Origin of the sequence: Aquabacterium humicola, from assembly GCF_030167915.1 — a bacterium.
GTDB classification, from domain to species: Bacteria; Pseudomonadota; Gammaproteobacteria; order Burkholderiales; family Burkholderiaceae_C; genus Pseudaquabacterium; species Pseudaquabacterium humicola.
Genome location: NZ_JARGNB010000002.1, coordinates 1,248,217 through 1,269,440, shown reverse-complemented (window position 1 = coordinate 1,269,440; position 21,224 = coordinate 1,248,217). Strand labels below are relative to the sequence as shown.

The window sequence follows — 21,224 nt, the reverse complement described above, 5'->3', positions numbered from 1 at the left end:
TAAGCTACAGGTCCGCCAGCACGCGCAGGTGCGCGACGACGCTGCGGCCGAGCGCGCTCAGCGCGTAGCCGCCTTCGAGGCAGGACACGATGCGCCCGCCGGCGTGGCGGTCGGCGATGTCCTTGACGCGCTGCGTGATCCAGCTGTAGTCGGCCTCGACGAGCCCGAGCTGGCCGAGCTCGTCCTCGCGGTGCGCATCGAAACCGGCGGAGATGAACAGCATCTGCGGCTTGAAGGCATCGAGCCGCGGCATCCACATCGCCTCGATGATCTCCCGCACTTCCATGCCGCGGGTGTACGGCGGGATCGGCACGTTGATCATGTTCGTGCCCTTGGGCACCGCGCCGCTGCCGGGATAGAGCGGATGCTGGAAGAAGCTGCACATCAGCACGCGCTCGTCGCCGGCGATGATGTCCTCGGTGCCGTTGCCGTGGTGCACGTCGAAGTCGATGATGGCCACGCGCTTGAAGCCCAGCACGTCGAGCGCATGGCGTGCGCCGACGGCGACGTTGTTGAAGAAGCAGAAGCCCATCGCCTCTTCGCGCGTGGCATGGTGGCCGGGCGGACGCACTGCGCAGAACGCATTGCGCAGCTCGCCGCGGGCCACCGCCTCGGTCGCCGCCACGGCGGCGCCGGCGGCATGCAGCGCGGCCTGCCAGGTGTGCGGGCCGGCGATCGTATCGGGGTCGACCGCCCGCGGCTCGCCGCTGGCCTCGACCTGGCGCAGCAGGTCCTGGATGTGCAGCACGTAGGCGGTGCTGTGCGCCCGCTCGATCTGCGCCAGCGTGGCCGGTGGCGCCTCGCGGTGCTCCAGCGCGACGTCGATGCCGGAGGCGATCAGCTGGTCGGCGATCGCGTCGAGGCGCTGCGGGCACTCCGGGTGGCCCGCGCCCATGTCGTGCAAACGGCACTCGCGGTGGGTATAGATCGCAGTCGGCATTCGGGAGACGGGGTTTTTTGGGCTATGGTGCCGCGCATGGTCGATACCCCCCTCGCGCAGCGCCTTGCCCGGCTCACGGATCAGATTAGCACGATCATCGTCGGCAAGCGGTCGCAGATCGAGGACTGCATCGCCTGCCTGCTCGCCGGCGGCCACCTGCTGATCGAGGACGTGCCCGGCGTCGGCAAGACCACGCTGGCGCACGCGCTGGCGGTGTCGCTGGGGCTGCGGTTCTCGCGCGTGCAGTTCACCGCCGACCTGATGCCCTCGGACCTGGTCGGCGTCAGCGTCTACGAGCGCTCGAAGGAAAGCTTCGTCTTCCATCCCGGCCCGGTGTTCACGCAGGTGCTGCTGGCCGACGAGATCAACCGCGCCGGCCCGAAGACGCAGAGCGCGCTGCTGGAGGCGATGGAAGAGCACCAGGTCAGCGTCGAGAACGAGACCCGCGCGCTGCCCAAGCCCTTCTTCGTGATCGCGACGCAGAACCCGAGCGACCAGCTCGGCACCTATCCGCTGCCCGAGAGCCAGCTCGACCGCTTCCTGATGTGCATCACGCTCGGCTACCCGGACCGCCTGTCCGAGCGTGCACTGCTGGCCGGCGAGGACCGCCGCCACGTGATCGAGCGGCTGGGCCCGGTGATGTCGCCGGTCGACCTGGTGGAGGCGCAGGCCGCGGTGCAGCGCATCACCGTGTCCGACGCGCTGCTCGACTACCTGCAGGCGCTGGTCGCCGCGACCCGTTCGGGCCAGTGGTTCGTCGAGGGCCTGAGCCCGCGCGCCGCCATCGCGATCCTGCGCGCGGCGCGTGCCCGCGCGCTGCTGGCGCGGCGCGACTACGTGGCCCCCGACGACCTGCAGGCCATCCTGCCGCAGACCGCCGCGCACCGGCTGGTGCCGGTGGCCTCGGCCGGCCGCGGCCGCGTCGAGCAGGTGCGCGCGATGGTCGAAGCCATCCCCTTACCGTGATCGAGCGCCTCAGGACCTACCTCGAGAACCGGCTGCCGCGCAGCGACAGCTGGACGCTGGGCCAGGGCAACATCTACATCCTGCCGACGCGCGCCGGCTGGGCCTATGCGCTGACCCTGATCGTGATGCTGCTGGCCTCGATCAACTACCAGCTGAACCTGGGCTTCGCGCTGACCTTCCTGCTCGGTGGCGCCGGCCTCGTCGGGATGGTCCAGACGCATGCCAACCTGCGGGGGCTGACGCTGCGCGTGAAGAGCCCGCAGCCGGTGTTCGCCGGCGAACGCGCGCAGCTGGAGGTGGTGCTGAGCAACCCCGGGCGCGAGCGCAACGGGCTGGGCCTCGGCATCTACCGCGCCGGAGCGCAGGGCATGGCCTGGGTCGACGTGCCGATGCAGGGCTCGGGCAGCGCCCGCCTCGCCTTCGTGCCGTCCACCCGTGGCCTGCACGAGCTGCCGACGCTGATGGCGGAGACGCACTTTCCGCTCGGCCTGTTCCGCGCGTGGACGGTCTGGCGGCCCGCGGGCCAGGTGCTGGTCTATCCGCGACCGGAGCATCCGGCCCATGCGCTGCCGTCCTCGCAGGCGGCCCCGGGTGGGCCGCCGCAGGCGCAGGTGCGTTCCGGCGGCGAGTTCGACGGCGTGCGCGCCTACCGCCGCGGCGACACGCTGCGCCAGGTGGTGTGGAAGAAGACGGCCAAGAGCGGCGAGATGGTCAGCCGCGATACCAGCGCCAGCGCGAGCCGCGAGCTGTGGCTCGACTACCAGCTCGCCACGCTGCCCGAGAGCGAGGCCCGCCTGTCGCGGTTGGCCGCCTGGGTGCTGGCCGCCGAACAGCGCGGCACCAGCTTCGGGCTGCGCCTGCCGGGCCAGGAACTGGCGTGTGCCAGCGGCGAGGTGCAGCGGCGCGCGGCGCTCGAGGCGCTGGCGCTCTGGCAGGCGGCGTGATGAAGGCCGCGTCGGCGCTGCAGCCGATCGACAGCGCGCGGCGCTGGGCGAACTGGGGCCTGCTGCCGCGCGAGACGCGCGACACGCTGTTCCAGCTGGCGGTCATCGCCTGGACGGTGCTGCCGCACCTGTCGCACCTGCCGTGGTGGTGCAGCGCGTTGACCGCGGTGGTGCTGATCTGGCGCGGCCACCTCGCGCTGAACAACGCGCCGCTGCCCGGCCGCTGGCCGGTGATCGCGCTGCTGGTGATCGCGACGCTGCTGACGCTGTGGACCGAGCGCACACTGTTCGGCAAGGATGCCGGGGTCACGATGCTGGTCGTGCTGATGGCGCTGAAGACACTGGAGCTGCGGGCGCGACGCGATGCGCTGGTCGTCTTCTTCCTCGGCTTCTTCCTGGTGCTGACGCACTGCCTGTACTCGCAGTCGCTGCTGACCGCGCTGTCCATGATGGTGTCGACCTGGGGCCTGATGACGGCGCAGGTGCTGTCGAGCATGCCGGTGGGCCGGCCGTCGCTGAAACGCGCCGGCGGCATCGCCGCGCGCAGCGCGCTGCTCGGGCTGCCGCTGATGCTGGTGCTGTTCGTGCTGTTCCCGCGCTTCGGGCCGCTGTGGGGGCTGCCGCAGGACGGCCTGGGCAAGACCGGCCTGTCGGGCACCTTGCGCATGGGCGGCGTCGCCGAGATCGCCAACGACGACACCATCGCCTTCCGGGTGCGCTTCGAGGGCCGCCCGCCGCCGTCCGAGCTGCTGTACTTCCGCGGCCCGGTGCTGCCGATCTTCGACGGCGTCGAGTGGCACCAGGCGCGCCCGCGGCCGGGCCTGCGCCTGCAGGCGCCCGAGCTGCAGCTGCGTGGTGGTGCGCGCGCGTACGAGATGCTGATCGAGCCGATCCGCCTGCCGCTGCTGCCGCTGCTGGAAGCCACGCCCGGCGAGGCGGGCGCCGCGCCGGTGCTGCGCGGCTGGACGCTGACGCTGACGCCCGACCTGCAGTGGCAGACCGACCGGCTCGTCGCCGAGCGCCTGCAGCTCAGCGCACGCGCATGGTCGACCTACACCCTCGGTCCGACCCAGGACCTGCCGGGACGCTACGACCTGACGCGTCTTCCCGAAGGCAGCAATCCGCGCGCGGTCGCCTGGGCGCGCGCGCTGCGCGCAACGCCGGCGCTGGAGAACGCGAGCACGTTCACGCTGGCGCAGGCGCTGCTGGACCACATCCGCGGCGGCGGCTTCAGCTACACGCTGGCGCCGGGCGAGTACGGGCGCCAGGCCGTCGACGAGTTCTGGCTCGACCGCAAGCTCGGCTTCTGCGAGCACTACGCGGCCAGCTTCGTGCTGCTGATGCGGGCGATGGGCGTGCCCGCGCGCGTGGTCACCGGCTACCAGGGCGCCGAGCCGGCCGATGCCGACGGCTGGATGACGGTGCGGCAGAGCCACGCGCATGCGTGGGCCGAGTACTGGGAGGCCGGCGTCGGCTGGCGCCGCGCCGACCCGACCGCCGCCGTCGCGCCGAACCGCATCTTCGACAGCCGGCCGCTGGCGGGGCGCCAGGGGCTGGTCGCCGGTGCGCTCAGCACGATGAGCCCGGCGCTCGCCGAACGTCTGCGCCAGGCCTGGGAACTGCTGGACAACCGCTGGAACCAGTGGGTCATGAGCTACTCGCGCTCGCGCCAGTTCGACCTGCTGGAATCGCTGGGCGTCAGCGCCCCGAGCTGGCAGGACCTGGCCTTCGTGCTGATCGGCATCGCCAGCGCGGTGTCGCTCGGCGGGGCCGGCTGGGCCTGGTGGGACCGCCATCGCCAGGACCCATGGCTGCGCCTGCATGCGCGCATGCGCGGCCTGCTTGCGCCGCTGGGCGTCGAGGCCGGGCCGCAGGACGGGCCGGGCCTGCTGGCGCGGCGCGTGCGCCAGCGCTTCGGCGACGCCGGCGCAGCGCTGGCCGAGTCGCTCGACCGGCTCGAGCAACTGCGCTACGGGCCGGAGAACCGCCGCCTGCCGGGCCCGGGCTGGTGGTCCGGCTTCGCGCGCGCCGCCGCGCGCCTGCGCCGCGACGGCCGGCCGATCGCGCTGCAGCAGCCGGGATAATCGGCCGATGCCCCTGTTCCTCTGCCGGGTCCTGCTGCCCGGCCTGCTCGCGCTGGCCGTCGGCGCGAACGCCGCCGCCGCACCGAAGCCCTCCACCGCGAAACCGCGCAAGCCGGCCGTGCGCAGCGACCACGCGCCCGACGCGGTGACCTACGGCAGCCGGCCCGACGTGGTGGCCTTCGCCGACGACACCGCGCTGACCCTCGGCCTCGACCGCGAGCAGGTGCGCGCCGCGCTCGCCGAAGCGCGCTACCTGCCGTCGGTCGCGCGGCTGATCATGCCGCCGCCGGCCGGCACCGCGAAGAACTGGCGCGCCTACCGCGCGCGCTTCGTCGATGCCGAGCGCGTGCGCGCCGGCGCCGCCTTCTGGGATGCGCATCGGCGCTGGCTGGACGCTGCGAATGCGCGTTATGGCGTGCCGCCGGAGATCGTCGTCGGCATCATCGGCGTCGAGACCTACTACGGCCGCCTGATGGGCAACTTCCGCGTGCTCGATGCGCTGGCCACGCTGGCCTTCGACTTCCCGCCCGGGCGCAAGGACCGCAGCGAGTTCTTCCGCCGCGAGCTGCAGCAACTGCTGCTGCTGGCCGACCGCGACGGCGTGCCGGCCGCGGCGATCAGGGGTTCGTACGCCGGCGCGATCGGCCTCGGCCAGTTCATGCCGGGCAGCATCCTGCGCTTCGCGGTCGACGGCGACGGCGACCAGCGCATCGACCTGCGCGACGACCCCGCCGACGTGGTCGCGAGCATCGCGCACTTCCTGGCGGTGCACGGCTGGCAGCCCGGTTTGCCGACGCACTTCGCGGTCAAGCCGCCGGTCGACACCGCCGACCGCGCGACCCTGCTGGCGCCGGACATCGTGCCGAGCTTCAGCGCCGCGCAATTCGCCGAACGCGGCGCCGTGCTCGACGACGCCGGCCGCATGCACGCCGGAGCGCTGGCGCTGATCGAGCTGCAGAACGGCGACGCGGCGCCGAGCCACATCGCCGGCACGCGGAACTTCTACGCGCTGACGCGCTACAACTGGTCGAGCTACTACGCGCTGGCGGTGATCGAGCTGGGCCGCGCGGTGCGCGAGGCGCGCGAGCTGCGCGACGCCCGCGAAGCGCGGGCGCCCGCGGCGCCCGGCCCGGTCATGCCGCCGCCGGCCGAACCAGCAGCTTCTTCGCCGCGCTGAAGATCGCCAGCGCGATCGCGCCGGCGGCGACGCCGACCAGCGCGTCGGCCAGCATGCTCACCAGCCAGCCGATCGGCCCGGCGGCCTGCACCCAGCCTTCGACCGCGTGGTGCAGCGGCGCGATGCCGTGCATCAGGATGCTGCCGCCGACGAGGAACATCGCCGCGGTGCCGGCGACCGACAGGAACTTCATCAGCGCCGGCGCGGCGATCAGCAGCAGCTTGCCGAGCTGGCGTTGCGCGGCGCCGGCCTGGCGCGACAGCCACAGGCCCGCGTCGTCGAGCTTGACGATGCCGGCGACCAGGCCGTAGACGCCGACCGTCATCAGCAGCGCGATGCCCACCAGCACGCTGGCCTTGGTCAGCAGCGGCTTGTCGGCCACGGTGCCCAGCGCGATGACGATGATCTCGGCCGACAGGATGAAATCGGTGCGGATCGCGCCCTTGATCTTGTCGCGCTCGAACGCGACCATGTCGGCGTTCGGATCGAGCAGCGCCTGCTCGACCTCGCGCGCGTGCGCATCGTCCTCGGCCTGCGAATGCAGGAACTTGTGCGCCAGCTTCTCGACACCCTCGAAGCACAGGAACAAGCCACCCAGCATCAGCAGCGGCGTGATCGCCCACGGCGCGAAGACGCTGATCGCCAGCGCCGCCGGCACCAGGATCGCCTTGTTGACCATCGAGCCCAGCGCGACCTTGCCGACCACCGGCAGCTCTCGCTCCGCGCGCACGCCCGCGACCTGCTGCGCATTGAGTGCCAGGTCGTCGCCGAGCACGCCGGCCGTCTTCTTCGCGGCGACCTTGGTCATCACCGCGACGTCGTCGAGCACGAGCGTGATGTCGTCGAGCAGGGCAAGCAGGCTGGCACCGGCCATGGGGGTCTTCTTTCTCTGGGGCCCGAACCTGGGCGTGAAGGGCGGCTATGGTAGCGGCTCGACCGTGACGGCCACGGTCGGCGGCGTGGTGCCGCCACCGCGGATCACCCCGCGCAGCGGTGCGACATCGCCGTAGTCGCGGCCGAAGGCCAGCGTGACGTGGTCGAGGCCGACCGCCAGGTCGTTGGTCGGGTCCAGCGCGATCCAGCCGTTCAGCGGGCACCACACCGCCACCCAGGCATGCGACGCGTCGGCACCGAGCAGCCGCGGCTGCCCCGGCGGCGGCCGCGTCAGCAGGTAGCCGCTGACGTAGCGCGCTGCCAATCCGCGCGAACGCAGCGCGCCGATCATCAGGTGCGCGAAGTCCTGGCAGACACCGCGGCGATGCGCCAGCGCCTGCAGCGCGTCGGTCGCCACGTCCGTGCTGTTCGGTTGATAGGCCATGCGCTCATGCACGCGGGCCATCAGCGCCATCGCCACCGCCAGCAGCGGCCGCCCGGGCTCGAACAGGCCGTCGCCGAAGTCGACCAGCGCCGCATGCACCGGCGCGAAGGCCGAGCCCAGCGCGAACTCGATCGCCTCGGGCTGCGTCGCACCGGCGCGAAAGCGCAGCGCCTGCGCCACTTCCTGCCACGGCGGGCTCTCGTCGATCGCCGGCGGCGGCGGGGCCGTGAGGCGCACCTGGAAGCGCGAGACCACCGACAGCCGGTCGTGCACCGTCGCGTGGTTGAAACCGTGGCGCCAGTTGCCGAAGGCATCGCGGCTCTCCTGCAGCGCGCCCAGGCCGCCCTCGGGCTCGGGGTCGATCGCCAGGTCCCAGTCGACCACCTGCTGGCACTCGGTGTCGCGCGGGCGCAGGTGCGCGCTGTGGTGCGCGACCTCGACCGGCGTGTCGTAGTCGTAGAGCGTTTCATGGCGAACCGCGAGCACGCGGGACCCGTTGCCGGTCGTCACGCTCATACCCAGACGCTGCGCTCGGGCGACACGACGTGCACGAACAGGTGCCGGCCGATCTGGTCCGACAGCTCGCGCGCCGCGGCGCTGCAGCCGTCCAGCGCCTCGATCAGCGCACCGTGGCGACCCTCCGCATCCGGCGTGCCGAGCGCCCCGAGCGACCAGGTCTCCGGCGCCGGCAGCCCGTCGACGACCTCGGCCACCCAGGCCGCATCCTGGCGCGCGAGCTTGCGCAGCCGGTCGCGCATCGTGCGCGCGACCCAGGCCAGCGAGCGCGGGTTGTCGGTGTCGAAGACCAGCAGGTGCAGCAGCGGCAGCACCTCGCGCCGCGCCTGGAACTGCGCGCGGTAGGTGATGATGCTGTCGAACAGGCCCAGCAGCACCGCGAAGCCGTCGTCGGCTTCGTGCACGCCATGCTCGAAGGCCAGCGCCAGCGCGGCGGCCAGCGTGTCCAGGCGCTCGATCTGGCGGCCCACCGACAACAGGCGCCAGCCGTCGTCGCGCGTCATGCGGTCGGTCTGCGCGCCGGTGATCGCGGCCAGGTGCGTCGTGGCGCGGGCCAGCACGCCCAGCACGTCGGGCGGCGCGACCTGGCCCTCCGCATCGTCCAGCACCGCGGCCAGGTGGTGCTCGAAATGGTCGCCGACCTCGTGGATCAGCTTCCAGTGTTCGGGCGACAAGCGCTCGCGCAGCGCCTTCGCGCAGCCGCGCAAGGCGCGCAGGTTGTAGGCCACGCTGGTCAGGTCGCTGACGTCGCCCAGCCCGTGCACCAGCGCGCGCTCGAACAGCCGCAGCGACTGCTGCGGCGTCGGCACGCCGGCCGGCACGAGGCCGTGGCGCCGCGCGAGCGCATCGAGGAACCGCAGCACCGGTTCGCTGCTCTCGGGCAGCGCCTCGAGCATCACCCGCGCCATGCGGGCGTTGTTCTCGGCCCGCTCGCTGTAGCGGCCGAGCCAGAAGAGGTTCTCCGCGGCGCGGCTGCTCACGGTGCGGTGCCAGCCCTGCAGCTCGGCCACCGACAGCGCCTTCGGCAGCAGCGAGGTCGCATCGACGGCGCCGCGCGCGATGACCCAGGTGTCGACGCTCGCGGCGCCGTGCTGCATCGACAGCAGCGGATCGTGCTGCGCATCGTCGCGGCCGGCCACGCGCGTGAGCGCGCCTGGCAGCACGCGCCAGCCGCCGGTGCCGTCGGCCAGCGCATAGACGCGCATCACCGCGGCCCGCGGCCACAGCTGGCCGTCGGCCCACACCGGCGTCTCGGACGGGCGCTGCGGCTGCAGCAGCGTCCAGGCGGCCGGCTCGGCATCGATGGCCGCGACCAGCGCGGCGCGCTGCGCCTCGTCGAGCTGCGAGACGACCTGCGGCTTCTGCGCGCTGCCGGGAAAGGTGGGCACGACGATGAACTGCGCGAGCTTGTCGCGCTGCGCGGCCCACACGGCTTCTTCGCCGCACCACCAGGTGGTCGGCGCCGGCAGCAGCAGGTCTTCGCCCAGCAGCTCGCGCGCGACCGCCGGCCAGAATGCCGTGAGCCCCGGGCTTTCGAGGAAACCGGCGCCCGGCGCATTGGCCATCACCAGCTCGCCGGCGCGCATCGCCTGCAACAGCCCCGGCACGCCGAGCGCCGAATCGGGCCGCAGCTCCAGCGGATCGAGGAACTCGTCGTCGACGCGGCGCAGCAGCACGTGCACGCGCTCCAGCCCGTGCAGCGTCTTCAGGTACAGGCGCTTGCCGCGCACCGTCAGGTCCGAGCCCTCGACCAGCGTGACGCCGAGGTAGCGCGCGAGGAACACCTGCTCGAAGTAGGTCTCGTTGAGCGGACCGGGCGTCAGCAGCACGATGCGCGAGCGTTCGCCGGCCGGGCTGGCGCGCATCAGGCCGTCCAGCAGCGAACGGAAGGTGGCCGCGACCCGCTGCACGCGCAGCGCGTCGAAGGGGTCGTGCAGCTGCGGGCCGATGATCAGCCGGTTCTCCAGCAGGTAGCCCAGGCCCGATGGCGCCTGCAGCCGCTGCGCCAGCACGCTGAAGCCGCCGTCGGGCGTGCGCATCAGGTCGAAGGCGGCGATGTGCAGGTGCACGTCGCCGCGCGGCCACAGGCCGTGCACCGGACGCAGGTACTGCGGATGCGCGAACACCAGCGCCGGCGGCAGCAGCGCGTCGCGCAGCAGCGTCTGCGGGCCGTAGACGTCGGCCAGCGCCATCTCCAGCAGCTTCGCGCGCTGCTGCACGCCGTGCTCGATCACCGCCCAGTCGTCGGCCGAGACGATGAAGGGCAGCAGTTCCAGCGGCCAGGGCCGGTCGGCCTCGCCGCGTTCGGCATAGATGTTGTAGGTGGCGCCGTCCTCGCGCACCCGCTGCTGCACGCGCAGCTGGCGTGCGCGCAGGTCGGCCCAACCCTCGGCACCGAGCGTGCGGAAGAAGTCGCGCCACGGCGGCGCGAGCTCGGCCGGCGGGTGGCCCGCGACCGTCAGCTCGCCGCGCAGCTCGTCGAAGCGGCCGGCAGTGCCGCGGCGCGCGACCGCGGCGGCCACGGTCGCGGCATCGGGCAGGTCGTCTTCGGCGAGCAGGCTGCTTTGCATGGTCCGTCATCATGCCGTGCGGCGCGCGGGCGCCGCATCGGGCATGGCCCCTGAATCATCGCCCGGCGGTACGCAGATCCAGCGTGAACGGAAACTCGAGCGAACGCTCGGCCTCGCCCACCTGCATCCGTCCCGGCGTATGCCCGATCGTGAAGAAGCGCGCCAGGCGCCGGCTCTCGGCCTCGTAGGCATTGACCGGGAAGGTCGCGTAGTTGCGGCCGCCCGGATGCGCGACGTGGTACTGCGCGCCGCCCAGTGAACGCTGCATCCAGCGGTCGACGAGGTCGATCGTCAGCGGCGCGTTGACGCCGATCGTCGGGTGCAGCGCCGACGGCGGCTGCCACGCGCGGTAGCGCACGCCGCAGACGTATTCGCCGACGCGACCGGTCGGCTGCAGCGGCACGGCGACGCCGTTGACCGTCAGCACGTGGCGCGGATCGACGAGGCCGCTGGCCTTCAGCTCCAGCCGCTCGAGCGAGGAATCGACATAGCGTACCGTCGTGCCTTGAGCGCCCTCCTCGCCCATCACGTGCCACGGCTCCAGCGCCGTGCGCAGGCTCACCTGCACGCCCCGCGCCGCGAACTCGCCGACCTTCGGGAAGCGGAACTCGAAGTGCGGCGCGAACCAGTCGCGCTGGAACCCGAAGCCGGCCAGGCCCATGTCCTCGATCACGTCCTCGAAGTCCATCCACACGAAGGACGGCAGCAGGAAGCGGTCGTGCAGTTCGGTGCCCCAGCGCACGAGGGCGGCGCGGTACGGTTCGTTCCAGAAGCGCGCCACCAGCGCGCGCAGCAGCAGCTGCTGCACGATGCTCATGCGCGCATGCGGCGGCATCTCGAAGGCGCGCAGCTCCAGCAGGCCGAGGCGGCCGGTGGCCGAGTCGGGCGAATACAGCTTGTCGATGCAGAACTCGCTGCGGTGGGTATTGCCGGTGACGTCGACCAGCACGTTGCGCAGGCTGCGGTCGACCAGCCACGGCGGCATCGATTGCCCATAGACCGCCTTGCTGCGCTCGATCTCGCCGAGCGCGATCTCCAGCTCGTAGAGCTGGTCGTTGCGCGCTTCGTCGACGCGCGGCGCCTGGCTGGTCGGGCCGATGAACAGGCCCGAGAACAGGTAGCTCAAGCTGGGGTGGTTGTGCCAGTAGGCCAGCAGCGATCCCAGCACGTCGGGCCGTCGCAGGAAGGGCGAATCGGCCGGCCGCGCGCCACCCAGCACGAAGTGGTTGCCGCCGCCGGTGCCGGTGTGGCGGCCGTCGAGCATGAACTTCTCGGTCGACAGGCGCGATTGCCATGCGGCGTCGTAGAGGAACTCGGTGTGCTCGACCAGTTCCTTCCAGTCGTGCGCCGGATGGATGTTGACCTCGATGACACCGGGGTCCGGCGTCACCTGCAGCAGCTTCAGGCGCGGGTCGCGGGGTGGCGGGTAGCCTTCGAGCACGATCTTCACGCCCTGGGCCGCCGCCGTCGCTTCGACGGCCGCGAGCAGCGCGAGGTAGTCCTCCAGCCGCTGCAGCGGCGGCATGAAGACATAGAGCACGCCGCTGGGCGTGCCGACGCTTTCGGCCTTCGGGCCGTTGGCGCGGCGCGGGTCGCGCGCCTCGACGACCAGCGCGGTGCGGGTGATCCAGTGCGCGGACTCGAAGCGCTCGGGCGCGCGGGCGAGCTGCTCGGCGGTCAGCGGCTCGGCCTGGGCGGTGCCGCGGCCCGTCGCGGCGCCGGCGCCGCCCCGGCCACCGGCCCCACCCGGACTGCCGGCACGCCCCTCCGGCGCCACCACGGCGCCCTGCACGCCGACCATGCCGCCCTCGGCGAAGCCGCCGCCGACCTGGTGCGGCGCGACCTGCGCGCGCAGCGCCGCGGCCGCCGGCAGCGCATCGCGCGGCGCGAACGGATCGGTCTCGATGTGGAACGGGTACTCGGTGCCGCTGACCCAGGGCAGCGAATCCAGCGGCAGCCGGTAGCCCATCGGCGAATCGCCGGGGAACAGGTACATGCGCTCGTCGCGGAAGAACCAGGGGCCGGTGATCCATTTCGGGCCCTCAAGGCCAGGCCCTTCCGCCGGCTTGATCGGCAGCGCATAACCGACCTCGTGCGACAGCCCCTGCTCGAAGATGCGGCGCAGCCGCATGCGCTCGAGCTCGTCGTCGAGCCGTGCATCGAAGGGGTCGACGTTGACCGGCAGCCGGCGTTCGCGCCACAGGTAGTACCAGGTGTCCTCGTAGCCGGTCTGCACATGCTCGGCGGTGATGCCCAGCCGCTGCGTCAGCGCCCCCATGAACGCCTTCGCATCGGCCGAGGTGTAGGCATGCGGGTCGCGCTCGTCGGCGAACAGCGAAGGATCGTGCCAGCAGGGTTCGCCGTCGGCGCGCCAGACGATGCTCAGCGCCCAGCGCGGCAGCTGCTCGCCGGGGTACCACTTGCCCTGGCCGAAGTGCAGGAAACCGCCCTTGCCGTAGTGCGCGCGCAGCCGCTGCGTCAGGTCCTGCGCGACCATGCGCTTGGTGGGCCCCAGCGCATCGGTGTTCCATTCGGCGCCGTCGCGGTCGTCCACCGACACGAAGGTCGGCTCGCCGCCCATCGTCAGCCGCACGTCGCCGGCCACCAGCTGCTCGTCGACCGCGTCGCCGAGCGCGAGCACCGCCTGCCACTGCGCGTCGCTGTAGGGCTTCGTGACGCGCGGCGACTCCCAGATGCGGGTGATGGCCATCGAGTGGCCGAACTGAACCTCGCTTTCGTCGACTGCGCCGCTGACCGGCGCGGCGGACGAGGGCTGCGGCGTGCAGGCCAGCGGGATGTGGCCCTCGCCCGCCATCAGCCCGGAGGTCGGGTCGAGGCCGATCCAGCCGGCACCGGGCAGGTAGACCTCGCACCAGGCGTGCAGGTCGGTGAAGTCGACCTCGGTGCCGCTGGGACCGTCGAGCGCCTTGACGTCGGGCTTCAGCTGGATCAGGTAGCCGGAGACGAAGCGCGCCGCGAGCCCCAGGTGGCGCAGCGCCTGCACCAGCAGCCAGCCGGTGTCGCGGCAGGAGCCGCTGGCCTTGGTCAGCGTCTCCTCGGGCGTCTGCACGCCCGGCTCCATGCGGATCAGGTAGGCGATGTCGCGCTGCAGGCGCTGGTTGATGTCGACGAGGAAGTCGATCGTGCGCCGCTCGCCGCGGTCGATGGTCAGCAGGAAGGCCGCGAACGCCGGCGTGGCCGCGTCCTTCACGAGGTAGGGCGCCAGCTCCGCGCGCGTCGCGTCGTCGTAGGCGAACGGGAAATTCTCGGCGTAGGGCTCGAGGAAGAAGTCGAACGGGTTGTAGACCGACATCTCGGCGACGAGGTCGACCGTGACGCGGAACTCGGTCGTCTTCTCGGGGAAGACGAGCCGCGCGAGGTAGTTCGAGAACGGGTCCTGCTGCCAGTTGATGAAGTGACCCTCGGGCTCGACCTTCAGCGAGTACGACAGGATGTTGGTGCGGCAGTGCGGCGCCGGGCGCAGGCGCACGATCTGCGGCGACAGCGAGACCGGGCGGTCGTAGGTGTAGTGCGTGACGTGGTTCAGCGCGACGTGGATCGACACGTGCCCTCCTGGGTGTTCTTGTGGATCTGCGCGTCGCTCACGCGGGCACGAGGAAGTCGCGGCTGATGCCCGCGCCGAGGTCGTTCACGCGCTCGAGGAACTGGGTCAGGAACGCATGCAGGCCGGTCGCCAGGATCTCGTCGATGCGGCCGAACTGCAGGTCGCTGCGCAGGCGGCCGGCGCGGCGCTGGGTCTCGCTGCTTTGTTCGTTGGCGACCAGCCGCAGGTTGGCGACCACCTCGTTCATGCAGGCCGCCAGCGAACGCGGCATGTCCGGCCGCAGGATCAGCAGCTCGGCCACCTTGTCTGGCCGGATCACGTTGCGGTAGACGCGGCGGTAGATCTCGAAGCCGGACACCGAGCGCAGGATCGCCGACCAGTGGTAGAAGTCGACCTCCGGCGCCTCCTCGTGGCCCCAGGCGCCGAAGTAGTCGCCGGCCAGCGCATGGAACTTCACGTCGAGCAGCCGCGCGGTGTTGTCGGCGCGCTCGAGGAAGGTGCCGATGCGGATGAAGTGCAGCGCCTCGTCCTGCAGCATCGTGCCCACCGACACGCCGCGCGACAGGTGCGAGCGGAACTTGACCCACTCGAACATCGCCGACGGATCGCGGTCGTAGGCCGGGTCGCGCAGCATGCGGTTGAACTCCAGCCAGGTCTGGTTCGTCGTCTCCCACAGCTCGGTGGTCAGCGTGCCGCGCACCGCACGCGCGTTCTCGCGCGCCGCCGACAGGCAGGAGACGATCGACGACATGTTCTGCGGGTCGCGCACCATGAAGTGCATGACGTTCTTCGCGTCGACGCGCTCGTACTGGCGGCTGAAGGCCTGCGTCAGCTCCGAGATGCCCAGCACGCCCTGCCAGCCCTGCTCGGCGCCGTCGGCCGACTGCGGCAGCAGCGAGGTCTGGTAGTTGACGTCCAGCATGCGGGCGGTGTTCTCGGCCCGCTCCATGTAGCGGGCCATCCAGAACAAGTGGTCAGCGGTTCGAGACAGCATCACGCCCTCCCTTGGCGCTGAGACTGGAATCCTTGCGACTGTGACTGCGACTGCGACTGCGACTGGGACTGCGACTGGAACGACCCGAGCCCCCCCGGCACCGTGTCGCGACCCGGCTCGTCCTCCAGCACCCAGGTGTCCTTCGTACCCCCGCCTTGGCTGCTGTTGACGACCAGCGAGCCTTCCTTCAGCGCCACCCGGGTGAGCCCGCCGGGCACCATCTGCACCGTCTTGCCCGACAGCACGAAGGGCCGCAGGTCGATGTGGCGCGGCGCGATGCCGCGCTCGACGAAGGTCGGGCAGGTCGAGAGCGCCAGGGTCGGCTGCGCGATGTAGTTGCTGGGGTTGGCCAGCAGCGCGGCGCGGAACTCCTCCACCTCGGCCCTGCTCGCCGCCGGACCGACCAGCATGCCGTAGCCGCCGGCGCCATGCACTTCCTTGACCACCAGCTCGGCCAGGTGGTCGAGCACGTACTGCAGGTCCTTGGGCTCGCGGCACAGCCAGGTCGGCACGTTCTCCAGGATCGGCTTCTCGCCGAGGTAGAACTCGACCATCTTCGGCACGTACGGGTAGATCGACTTGTCGTCGGCCACCCCGGTGCCGATGGCATTGCACAGCGTGATGTTGCCCTTGCGGTAGACGTCGAGCAGCCCGGCGCAGCCGAGCGTCGAGTTGGGCCGGAAGGCCGAGGGGTCGAGAAAGTCGTCGTCGACGCGGCGGTAGATCACGTCGACCCGCTTCGGCCCCTGCGTGGTGCGCTGGTAGACGAAGCCGTCCTTGACGAACAGGTCCTGGCCTTCGACCAGCTCGACGCCCATCTGCTGCGCGAGGAAGGCATGCTCGAAGTAGGCGCTGTTGTACATGCCGGGCGTCAGCACCACCACGGTCGGCTCGTTGACCGACGCCGGCGCGACGTCGCGCAGCGTTTCCAGCAGCAGGTCCGGGTAGTGCGCCACCGGCGCGATGCGGTGCTGCGCGAAGAGCTCCGGGAAGAGCCGCATCATCATCTTGCGGTTCTCGAGCATGTAGCTCACGCCCGAGGGCACGCGCAGGTTGTCCTCCAGCACGTAGTAGGTGCCGCTGCCGTCGGCCTGCGCCGCGCGCACGATGTCGATGCCGGAGATGTGCGAGTAGATGCCGCCCGGCACGTCGACGCCGGCCATCTCGGGCCGGAACTGCGCGTTCTTCAGCACCTGCTCGGCGGGCACGACGCCGGCCTTCAGGATCTCCTGCCCGTGGTAGACGTCGTGGATGAAGCGGTTCAGCGCCGTCACGCGCTGCACCAGCCCGGCCTGCATGCGCTGCCACTCGTCGTGCGGAATGATGCGCGGGATCAGGTCGAAGGGGATCAGCCGCTCGGTGCCGGAGCCGTCCTCGTCCTTGGCGCCGTACACCGCGAAGGTGATGCCGACGCGGCGGAAGATCATTTCGGCCTCGTCGCGGCGCGCGGCCATCGCCTCCCTCGACTGCTGGTCCAGCCAGCGCTCGTATCCCCGGTAGTGCGGCCGCACCCCAGCGGCCGTGGCATGCATCTCGTCAAAACTCTTCGCGGTCATTGTGTGCTGACTCCTGCATCGGGATTAGCAACATCCGCACCACCGCCTGCACCAATTTCTGCCGCTTGCCAGTGCCAGTAGCGGCGGCGCACGTCTCGGGTGCACCGGGCCGCACCATCGTGCCACAGGAACGCACCACAACGATCCGTGCGAACCACGGGGTTCCCCAGGGCCTCATAACGCGCGATCACCGCGGGAACGGGGTGGGCGAAGCGGTTGCGGTAGCCGGCCTGCACGATGGCGAACCGCGGCTGCACCGCGCGCACGAAGGCCTCGCTCGACGAACTGCGGCTGCCGTGGTGCGGCACCAGCAGCAGCTCGCTGCTCAAGCGCTCGGCGCCATGGCGCCGCAGCAGCGCGGCTTCGTCGTCGATGCCGATGTCGCCGGCCAGCAGCGCCGCGCGGCCCTGCGCGTCGACGATGCGCAGCACGCAGGACAGCGCGTTCGGCGTCACCCCGGGCTTGCCACCGGCCATGACATCGCCCGGTTCGGGATGCAGCACCTCGAAGCGCACGCCGTCCCAGGTCCAGGACTGCCCGTCGGCGCAGGTCGCGTGCTGCGCCGCCAGCGCGCGCAGCGGGTGCGTCGGTTCGATCGAGCTGTCGAGCTGGACCACCGGCAGCGCCTGCATCAGCGACGCGGCGCCGCCGACATGGTCGACATCGCGGTGGCTCAGCACCAGCCGATCGATGCGGGTCTCGCCGCGCACGCGCAGCAGCGGCAGCAGCATGCGCTGGCCGGCATCGCTGTCGCGGCCCAGCGGCGGGCCGGTGTCGTAGACCAGCAGGTGGCCGCGCGTGCGCACCAGCACCGCACTGCCCTGGCCGACGTCGGCGGCCACCAGCTCGAAGGCCCCTGCGGCCGGCCGCTCGACCGGCGGGATGAGCATCGGCAGCAGCAGCGGCACGGCCAGCGCGCGCAGCCGCCACGGCAGCGGCAGCACCAGCAGCGTGGCCGCGAGCAGGCCGCTGGCCACGCACCATGCCGGCGCGGCGGCCACCGTCCACACCGCCCACGGGTGGCCGCCGAGCAGCGCCAGCAAGGCGCTCATCCCGCGCAGCATCGCCGCCGCCAGCAGCCACAGCGGCGGCAGCAGGCTGCCCAGCAGCGCCAGCGGCGTGATCAGCAGCGTGACCAACGGAATCGCGACCAGGTTGGCGACGAAGCCGACCAGCGACAGCTGCTGGAAGAACACCAGCGACAGCGGCGCGAGGCCGATCGTCGCCACCGCCTGGCCCCGCAGCAGCGCGCCGAGGCGGCCGGCGAGCGTCGCCGGCGGTGCCGGGCGCCGCGCCGCTTCCGAGGCCATCAGCAGCCCGACCGCCGCGAACGACAGCCAGAAGCCCGGCTGCAGCAGCGCCCAGGGATCGAGCGCGGTGACGATCACCGCCGCCAGCAGCAGCACCAACGGCCACGGCCAGCGCCAGCCCGCGCTGCGCCACAGCACCGCGACGGCCAGCATCAGCAGCGTGCGCTGGGCCGGCACGCCCCAGCCGGCCAGCAACGAATAGGCCGACGCCGCCGCCAGCCCGCCCCAGCCGCCGGCGATGGCCGCCGGCAGCGCGGTGACCGCGCGCGGCCAGCGTCGCCAGCCCGCGCCGATCACGGCGCCCGCGAGCCACGCGAACATCGTCACGTGCAGCCCGCTGATCGACATCAGGTGCGCGATGCCGGTCTGGCGGTAGAGGTCCCAGTCCTCGCGCTCGATGGCGGCCTGGTCGCCGATCGCCAAGGCGGCGAGCACGCCGGCGGCACGCGCATCGGCCACCTCGCGCTGGAGGGCATCGCGCAGCGCCTGGCGCAGGCGCTCGACGGGATGCGCCACGCCCTCGGCCAGCAGCACCGGCGCCGCCACGCCACGCACCGAGCCGCGCACGCTGCCGGTGGCCCGCACGCCGCGTTCCCACAACCACAGCTCGACGTCGAAGCCGCCCGGGTTCATCGCACCGTGCGGCTGCTTCAGCCGCACCGGCAGGCGCCAGCGCTGGCCGGCGCGCAAGGTCGCACGCGGTTCGGCCGCGGCCTCGTCCTCGGGCAGCGCGCTGTACCAGCCGAGCGACAGCAGCGCGGGGATCGCGACGGGCGTGGCGCCGGCCCGTGCGTCCTCGACCTCGAACAGGAAGCGCGTGCCGGTGGCGCCGGCGTCTGGCAGGGCGGCGATCACGCCCGTGACCACCAGGTCGCGGCTTTCGAGCGCAGGATCGAGCCGCTCGGCCATGCGCAGGTCGGCTCGCCATCCGGTGCCGCCGAAGCCCGCCAGGGCCAATCCGACGATCGCCGCTGCACCGACGTGCCGGCGCCAGGCGGCGACCAGCAGCAGGACCACGCCCGCCCCCAGCAGCCCGCCGTAGACGCTGCCCGTCCACAGCGCCGGCTGCTGCAGCTGCAGCGCAACGCCGCCGAGCCAGGCCCCTGCCCCTGCAGCGATGCGCCATCCCGGGTGGATCCCGTGTCCTGGCATCAGTGACTGCGCGGCCGCCCGAAAGTCACCGTGACCCTCGGGGGCCGCGAACGCAGTGAGCTGGGGGCCGTCATGCACCAGTGTAGGATTTCGGCCGCCCCGTTCGGGCCCATCCACCCCTGTCTCGCGAGACTCCCCCCATGTCCGTCTACGACAAGCTGCAGCAGCTCGGCATCACGCTGCCCCCGGTCGCCACGCCCGCCGCCGCCTACGTGCCGTTCGTGCGCACCGGCAACCTCGTGTTCCTGTCGGGCCACATCGCGAAGAAGGACGGCAAGCCCTGGGTCGGCCAGCTCGGCCTGACGCTGGGCACCGAAGAGGGCCAGGCCGCCGCGCGCGCGATCGCCATCGACCTGCTGGGCACACTGCACGCGGCCGTCGGCGACCTGAACAAGGTCACGCGCATCGTCAAGCTGATGAGCCTGGTGAACTCGACGCCGACGTTCACCGAGCAGCACCTGGTGACCAATGGCGCGTCGAACCTGATCGGCGAGGTCTTCGGCGCGACGATCGGCGCCCATGCGCGCAGCGCCTTCGGCGTCGCGCAGGTGCCGCTGGGCGCCTGCGTCGAGATCGAGATGATTGCCGAAGTCCAGGGGTGAGCCCGACGTCGTTGCGCACCGCGCCGGCCACCTTCGGGCTGATCGCGCTGCTGTCCTTCGCGGCGGTGGGCGTCGCGCTGTACTCGCAGCACGTGCGCGACATGCAGCCCTGCCCGTGGTGCGTGCTGCAGCGCCTGGTCTTCGTCGCCATCGGCGCGTGGTCGCTGTTCGGCCTGCTGCAGCGGCGCGCGTTCGGCCAGCGGCTGGTGGGCATCGGCGTGTCGGCGCTGGCCAGCGCCGGCATCGCCGCGGCGCTGTGGCAGCACTTCGTCGCCGCGGCTTCGGCGTCGTGCAACCTGACCTTCGCCGACCGCTTCATGTCGGCCACCGGCCTGGACAGCCTGCTGCCGCAGGTCTTCGCGGCCTACGCGTCCTGCGCCGACGCGAAGGTGAACCTCTTCGGCGTGCCCTACGAGTTCTACAGCCTCGTGCTGTTCACGCTGATCGACACGATCGCCGTGCTGGGCATCATCGCAAGGAAGCGTTGAGCTTCTCCAGCGCCTCGGGGCCCGGGCACAGCTCGGACTCGCGCAGCGTGTTCAGCGGCGTCGCCACCGTGTTCAGCGCCTGGTGCATGTCGCGCGGCTCGGGGTCGACGTAGAGCAGTCCGGTGGCGATCTCGCCGCGCGCGGCATAGGCCGCCACCTGGTTCATCGCCGCGATGCGGTCGGTCGGGTCGTAGTCGGCGTGCAGCTTGCGCAAGCGCATCGTGCCGCCGTCGGGCGACGGGATGTCCACCGCCTCGCCCGGCGCCGGCGCCGCGTTCACCTCGGCATCGAGGTCGATGAAGTCGATGCGGTTGACGGCCTCGTTGTGCTCGCGCACGTAGTCGTAGCTGCGCGTGCTGCCCGCATGGTTGTTGAACGCCACGCACGGGCTGATGACGTCGAGGAAGGCCGCGCCGCCATGCTCGATCGCACCCTTGATCAGCGGCACCAGCTGCGCCTTGTCGCCCGAGAAGCCGCGGCCGACGTAGGTGGCGCCGAGCTGCAGCGCGATGCCCACGAGGTCGATCGCCGCGTCGTTGTTCACCGCGCCCTTCTTGGCCTTCGAGCCGCGGTCGGCGGTGGCCGAGAACTGGCCCTTGGTCAGGCCGTAGACGCCGTTGTTCTCGACGATGTAGACCATGCGCACGCCGCGGCGCATCGCGTGCGCGAACTGGCCGATGCCGATCGACGCCGAGTCGCCGTCGCCGGAGACGCCCAGGTACAGCAGCTCGCGGTTCGCGAGGTTCGCGCCGGTCAGCACGCTGGGCATGCGGCCGTGCACGGTGTTGAAGCCGTGGCTCGCGCCGAGGAAGTAGTCCGGCGTCTTCGAGCTGCAGCCGATGCCCGAGAGCTTCGCGACGCGGTGCGGCGCGATGTCGAGCTCCCAGCAGGCCTGCACGATGGCCGCCGAGATCGAGTCGTGCCCGCAGCCGGCGCACAAGGTCGAGACCTTGCCCTCGTAGTCGCGGCGCGTATAGCCAACCTTGTTGCGGGTCAGCGTCGGGTGATGCAGCTTGGGTTTGGTGAGGTAGGTCATGGTCGC

General features: G+C 71.8%; 15 protein-coding genes. 6 read left to right on the top strand and 9 right to left on the bottom strand.

Annotated features, from left to right (window positions below; translation table 11 throughout):
* Positions 1 to 4: 4 nt before the first annotated feature.
* Positions 5 to 940 carry a histone deacetylase family protein gene (locus tag P1K89_RS16035; protein WP_284617438.1) on the bottom strand — a complete coding sequence of 312 codons (936 nt, stop codon included), beginning with the start codon at positions 938 to 940 and terminating at the stop codon, positions 5 to 7.
* A 36-nt stretch (positions 941 to 976) separates the two neighbouring features.
* Here P1K89_RS16035 and P1K89_RS16030 point away from each other — a divergent pair, with 36 nt between their 5' ends.
* The 4 genes from P1K89_RS16030 to mltB are packed head-to-tail and all read left to right on the top strand — an operon-like array spanning position 977 to position 6,111.
* Complete coding sequence (locus P1K89_RS16030; RefSeq protein WP_284617437.1) at positions 977 to 1,906, top strand: AAA family ATPase; 930 nt, start codon at positions 977 to 979, stop codon at positions 1,904 to 1,906.
* Positions 1,903 to 2,850: a DUF58 domain-containing protein gene (locus P1K89_RS16025; protein ID WP_284617436.1), complete on the top strand. Its 948-nt coding sequence runs from the start codon at positions 1,903 to 1,905 to the stop codon at positions 2,848 to 2,850. Before P1K89_RS16030 ends, P1K89_RS16025 begins: the two co-directional genes overlap by 4 nt.
* Positions 2,850 to 4,934, top strand: a complete 2,085-nt coding sequence (locus P1K89_RS16020) for a transglutaminase TgpA family protein (protein WP_284617435.1) — start codon at positions 2,850 to 2,852, stop codon at positions 4,932 to 4,934. Before P1K89_RS16025 ends, P1K89_RS16020 begins: the two co-directional genes overlap by 1 nt.
* A 7-nt stretch (positions 4,935 to 4,941) precedes the next feature.
* Positions 4,942 to 6,111 carry a lytic murein transglycosylase B gene (gene mltB, locus P1K89_RS16015; protein ID WP_284617434.1) on the top strand — a complete coding sequence of 390 codons (1,170 nt, stop codon included), beginning with the start codon at positions 4,942 to 4,944 and terminating at the stop codon, positions 6,109 to 6,111.
* On the opposite strand, the gene P1K89_RS16010 is transcribed toward mltB, so the two are convergent.
* From P1K89_RS16010 to P1K89_RS15980, 7 genes are read right to left on the bottom strand one after another with little or no spacing between them, the layout of a single operon-like run.
* Entirely contained in the window at positions 6,068 to 6,985 is a 918-nt protein-coding gene (locus P1K89_RS16010; RefSeq protein WP_284617433.1) for a DUF808 domain-containing protein, read from the bottom strand. The genes mltB and P1K89_RS16010 overlap by 44 nt on opposite strands.
* Positions 6,986 to 7,030: 45 nt before the next feature.
* A complete protein-coding gene (locus P1K89_RS16005) occupies positions 7,031 to 7,945 on the bottom strand; it encodes a transglutaminase family protein (protein WP_284617432.1) in 915 nt (304 codons plus the stop codon).
* Positions 7,942 to 10,515 (bottom strand): circularly permuted type 2 ATP-grasp protein, encoded by a 2,574-nt coding sequence (locus tag P1K89_RS16000; protein WP_284617431.1) that lies wholly within the window; start codon positions 10,513 to 10,515, stop codon positions 7,942 to 7,944. The genes P1K89_RS16005 and P1K89_RS16000 overlap by 4 nt, the downstream gene beginning before the upstream one ends.
* 55 nt (positions 10,516 to 10,570) lie before the next feature.
* A complete protein-coding gene (locus P1K89_RS15995; RefSeq protein WP_284617430.1) occupies positions 10,571 to 14,080 on the bottom strand; it encodes a transglutaminase family protein in 3,510 nt (1,169 codons plus the stop codon).
* Positions 14,081 to 14,117: 37 nt separating this feature from the next.
* Positions 14,118 to 15,074: an alpha-E domain-containing protein gene (locus P1K89_RS15990; protein WP_284617429.1), complete on the bottom strand. Its 957-nt coding sequence runs from the start codon at positions 15,072 to 15,074 to the stop codon at positions 14,118 to 14,120.
* Positions 15,074 to 16,630: a circularly permuted type 2 ATP-grasp protein gene (locus P1K89_RS15985; protein ID WP_284617428.1), complete on the bottom strand. Its 1,557-nt coding sequence runs from the start codon at positions 16,628 to 16,630 to the stop codon at positions 15,074 to 15,076. Before P1K89_RS15985 ends, P1K89_RS15990 begins: the two co-directional genes overlap by 1 nt.
* Positions 16,627 to 19,092: a DNA internalization-related competence protein ComEC/Rec2 gene (locus P1K89_RS15980; protein ID WP_284617427.1), complete on the bottom strand. Its 2,466-nt coding sequence runs from the start codon at positions 19,090 to 19,092 to the stop codon at positions 16,627 to 16,629. Before P1K89_RS15980 ends, P1K89_RS15985 begins: the two co-directional genes overlap by 4 nt.
* A 140-nt stretch (positions 19,093 to 19,232) precedes the next feature.
* On the opposite strand from P1K89_RS15980, the gene P1K89_RS15975 reads away from it, so the two are divergent.
* Together P1K89_RS15975 and P1K89_RS15970 are read left to right on the top strand one after the other, a co-directional pair.
* Positions 19,233 to 19,694: a RidA family protein gene (locus tag P1K89_RS15975; RefSeq protein WP_284617426.1), complete on the top strand. Its 462-nt coding sequence runs from the start codon at positions 19,233 to 19,235 to the stop codon at positions 19,692 to 19,694.
* Complete coding sequence (locus P1K89_RS15970; RefSeq protein ID WP_284617425.1) at positions 19,691 to 20,182, top strand: disulfide bond formation protein B; 492 nt, start codon at positions 19,691 to 19,693, stop codon at positions 20,180 to 20,182. The genes P1K89_RS15975 and P1K89_RS15970 overlap by 4 nt, the downstream gene beginning before the upstream one ends.
* On the opposite strand, the gene P1K89_RS15965 is transcribed toward P1K89_RS15970, so the two are convergent.
* Positions 20,163 to 21,218 carry a 2-oxoacid:ferredoxin oxidoreductase subunit beta gene (locus P1K89_RS15965; RefSeq protein ID WP_284617424.1) on the bottom strand — a complete coding sequence of 352 codons (1,056 nt, stop codon included), beginning with the start codon at positions 21,216 to 21,218 and terminating at the stop codon, positions 20,163 to 20,165. The genes P1K89_RS15970 and P1K89_RS15965 overlap by 20 nt on opposite strands.
* Positions 21,219 to 21,224 lie beyond the last annotated feature (6 nt).

Excerpts from the sequence above, each read along its gene's own strand:
- P1K89_RS16035 (WP_284617438.1), bottom strand. The coding sequence starts at position 940 with ATGCCGACTGCGATCTATACCCACCGCGAGTGCCGTTTGCACGACATG.
- P1K89_RS16030 (WP_284617437.1), top strand. The coding sequence starts at position 977 with ATGGTCGATACCCCCCTCGCGCAGCGCCTTGCCCGGCTCACGGATCAG.
- P1K89_RS16020 (WP_284617435.1), top strand. The coding sequence starts at position 2,850 with ATGAAGGCCGCGTCGGCGCTGCAGCCGATCGACAGCGCGCGGCGCTGG.
- mltB (WP_284617434.1), top strand. The coding sequence starts at position 4,942 with ATGCCCCTGTTCCTCTGCCGGGTCCTGCTGCCCGGCCTGCTCGCGCTG.
- P1K89_RS16010 (WP_284617433.1), bottom strand. The coding sequence starts at position 6,985 with ATGGCCGGTGCCAGCCTGCTTGCCCTGCTCGACGACATCACGCTCGTG.
- P1K89_RS16005 (WP_284617432.1), bottom strand. The coding sequence starts at position 7,945 with ATGAGCGTGACGACCGGCAACGGGTCCCGCGTGCTCGCGGTTCGCCAT.
- P1K89_RS16000 (WP_284617431.1), bottom strand. The coding sequence starts at position 10,515 with ATGCAAAGCAGCCTGCTCGCCGAAGACGACCTGCCCGATGCCGCGACC.
- P1K89_RS15990 (WP_284617429.1), bottom strand. The coding sequence starts at position 15,074 with ATGCTGTCTCGAACCGCTGACCACTTGTTCTGGATGGCCCGCTACATG.
- P1K89_RS15985 (WP_284617428.1), bottom strand. The coding sequence starts at position 16,630 with ATGACCGCGAAGAGTTTTGACGAGATGCATGCCACGGCCGCTGGGGTG.
- P1K89_RS15980 (WP_284617427.1), bottom strand. The coding sequence starts at position 19,092 with ATGCCAGGACACGGGATCCACCCGGGATGGCGCATCGCTGCAGGGGCA.
- P1K89_RS15975 (WP_284617426.1), top strand. The coding sequence starts at position 19,233 with ATGTCCGTCTACGACAAGCTGCAGCAGCTCGGCATCACGCTGCCCCCG.
- P1K89_RS15965 (WP_284617424.1), bottom strand. The coding sequence starts at position 21,218 with ATGACCTACCTCACCAAACCCAAGCTGCATCACCCGACGCTGACCCGC.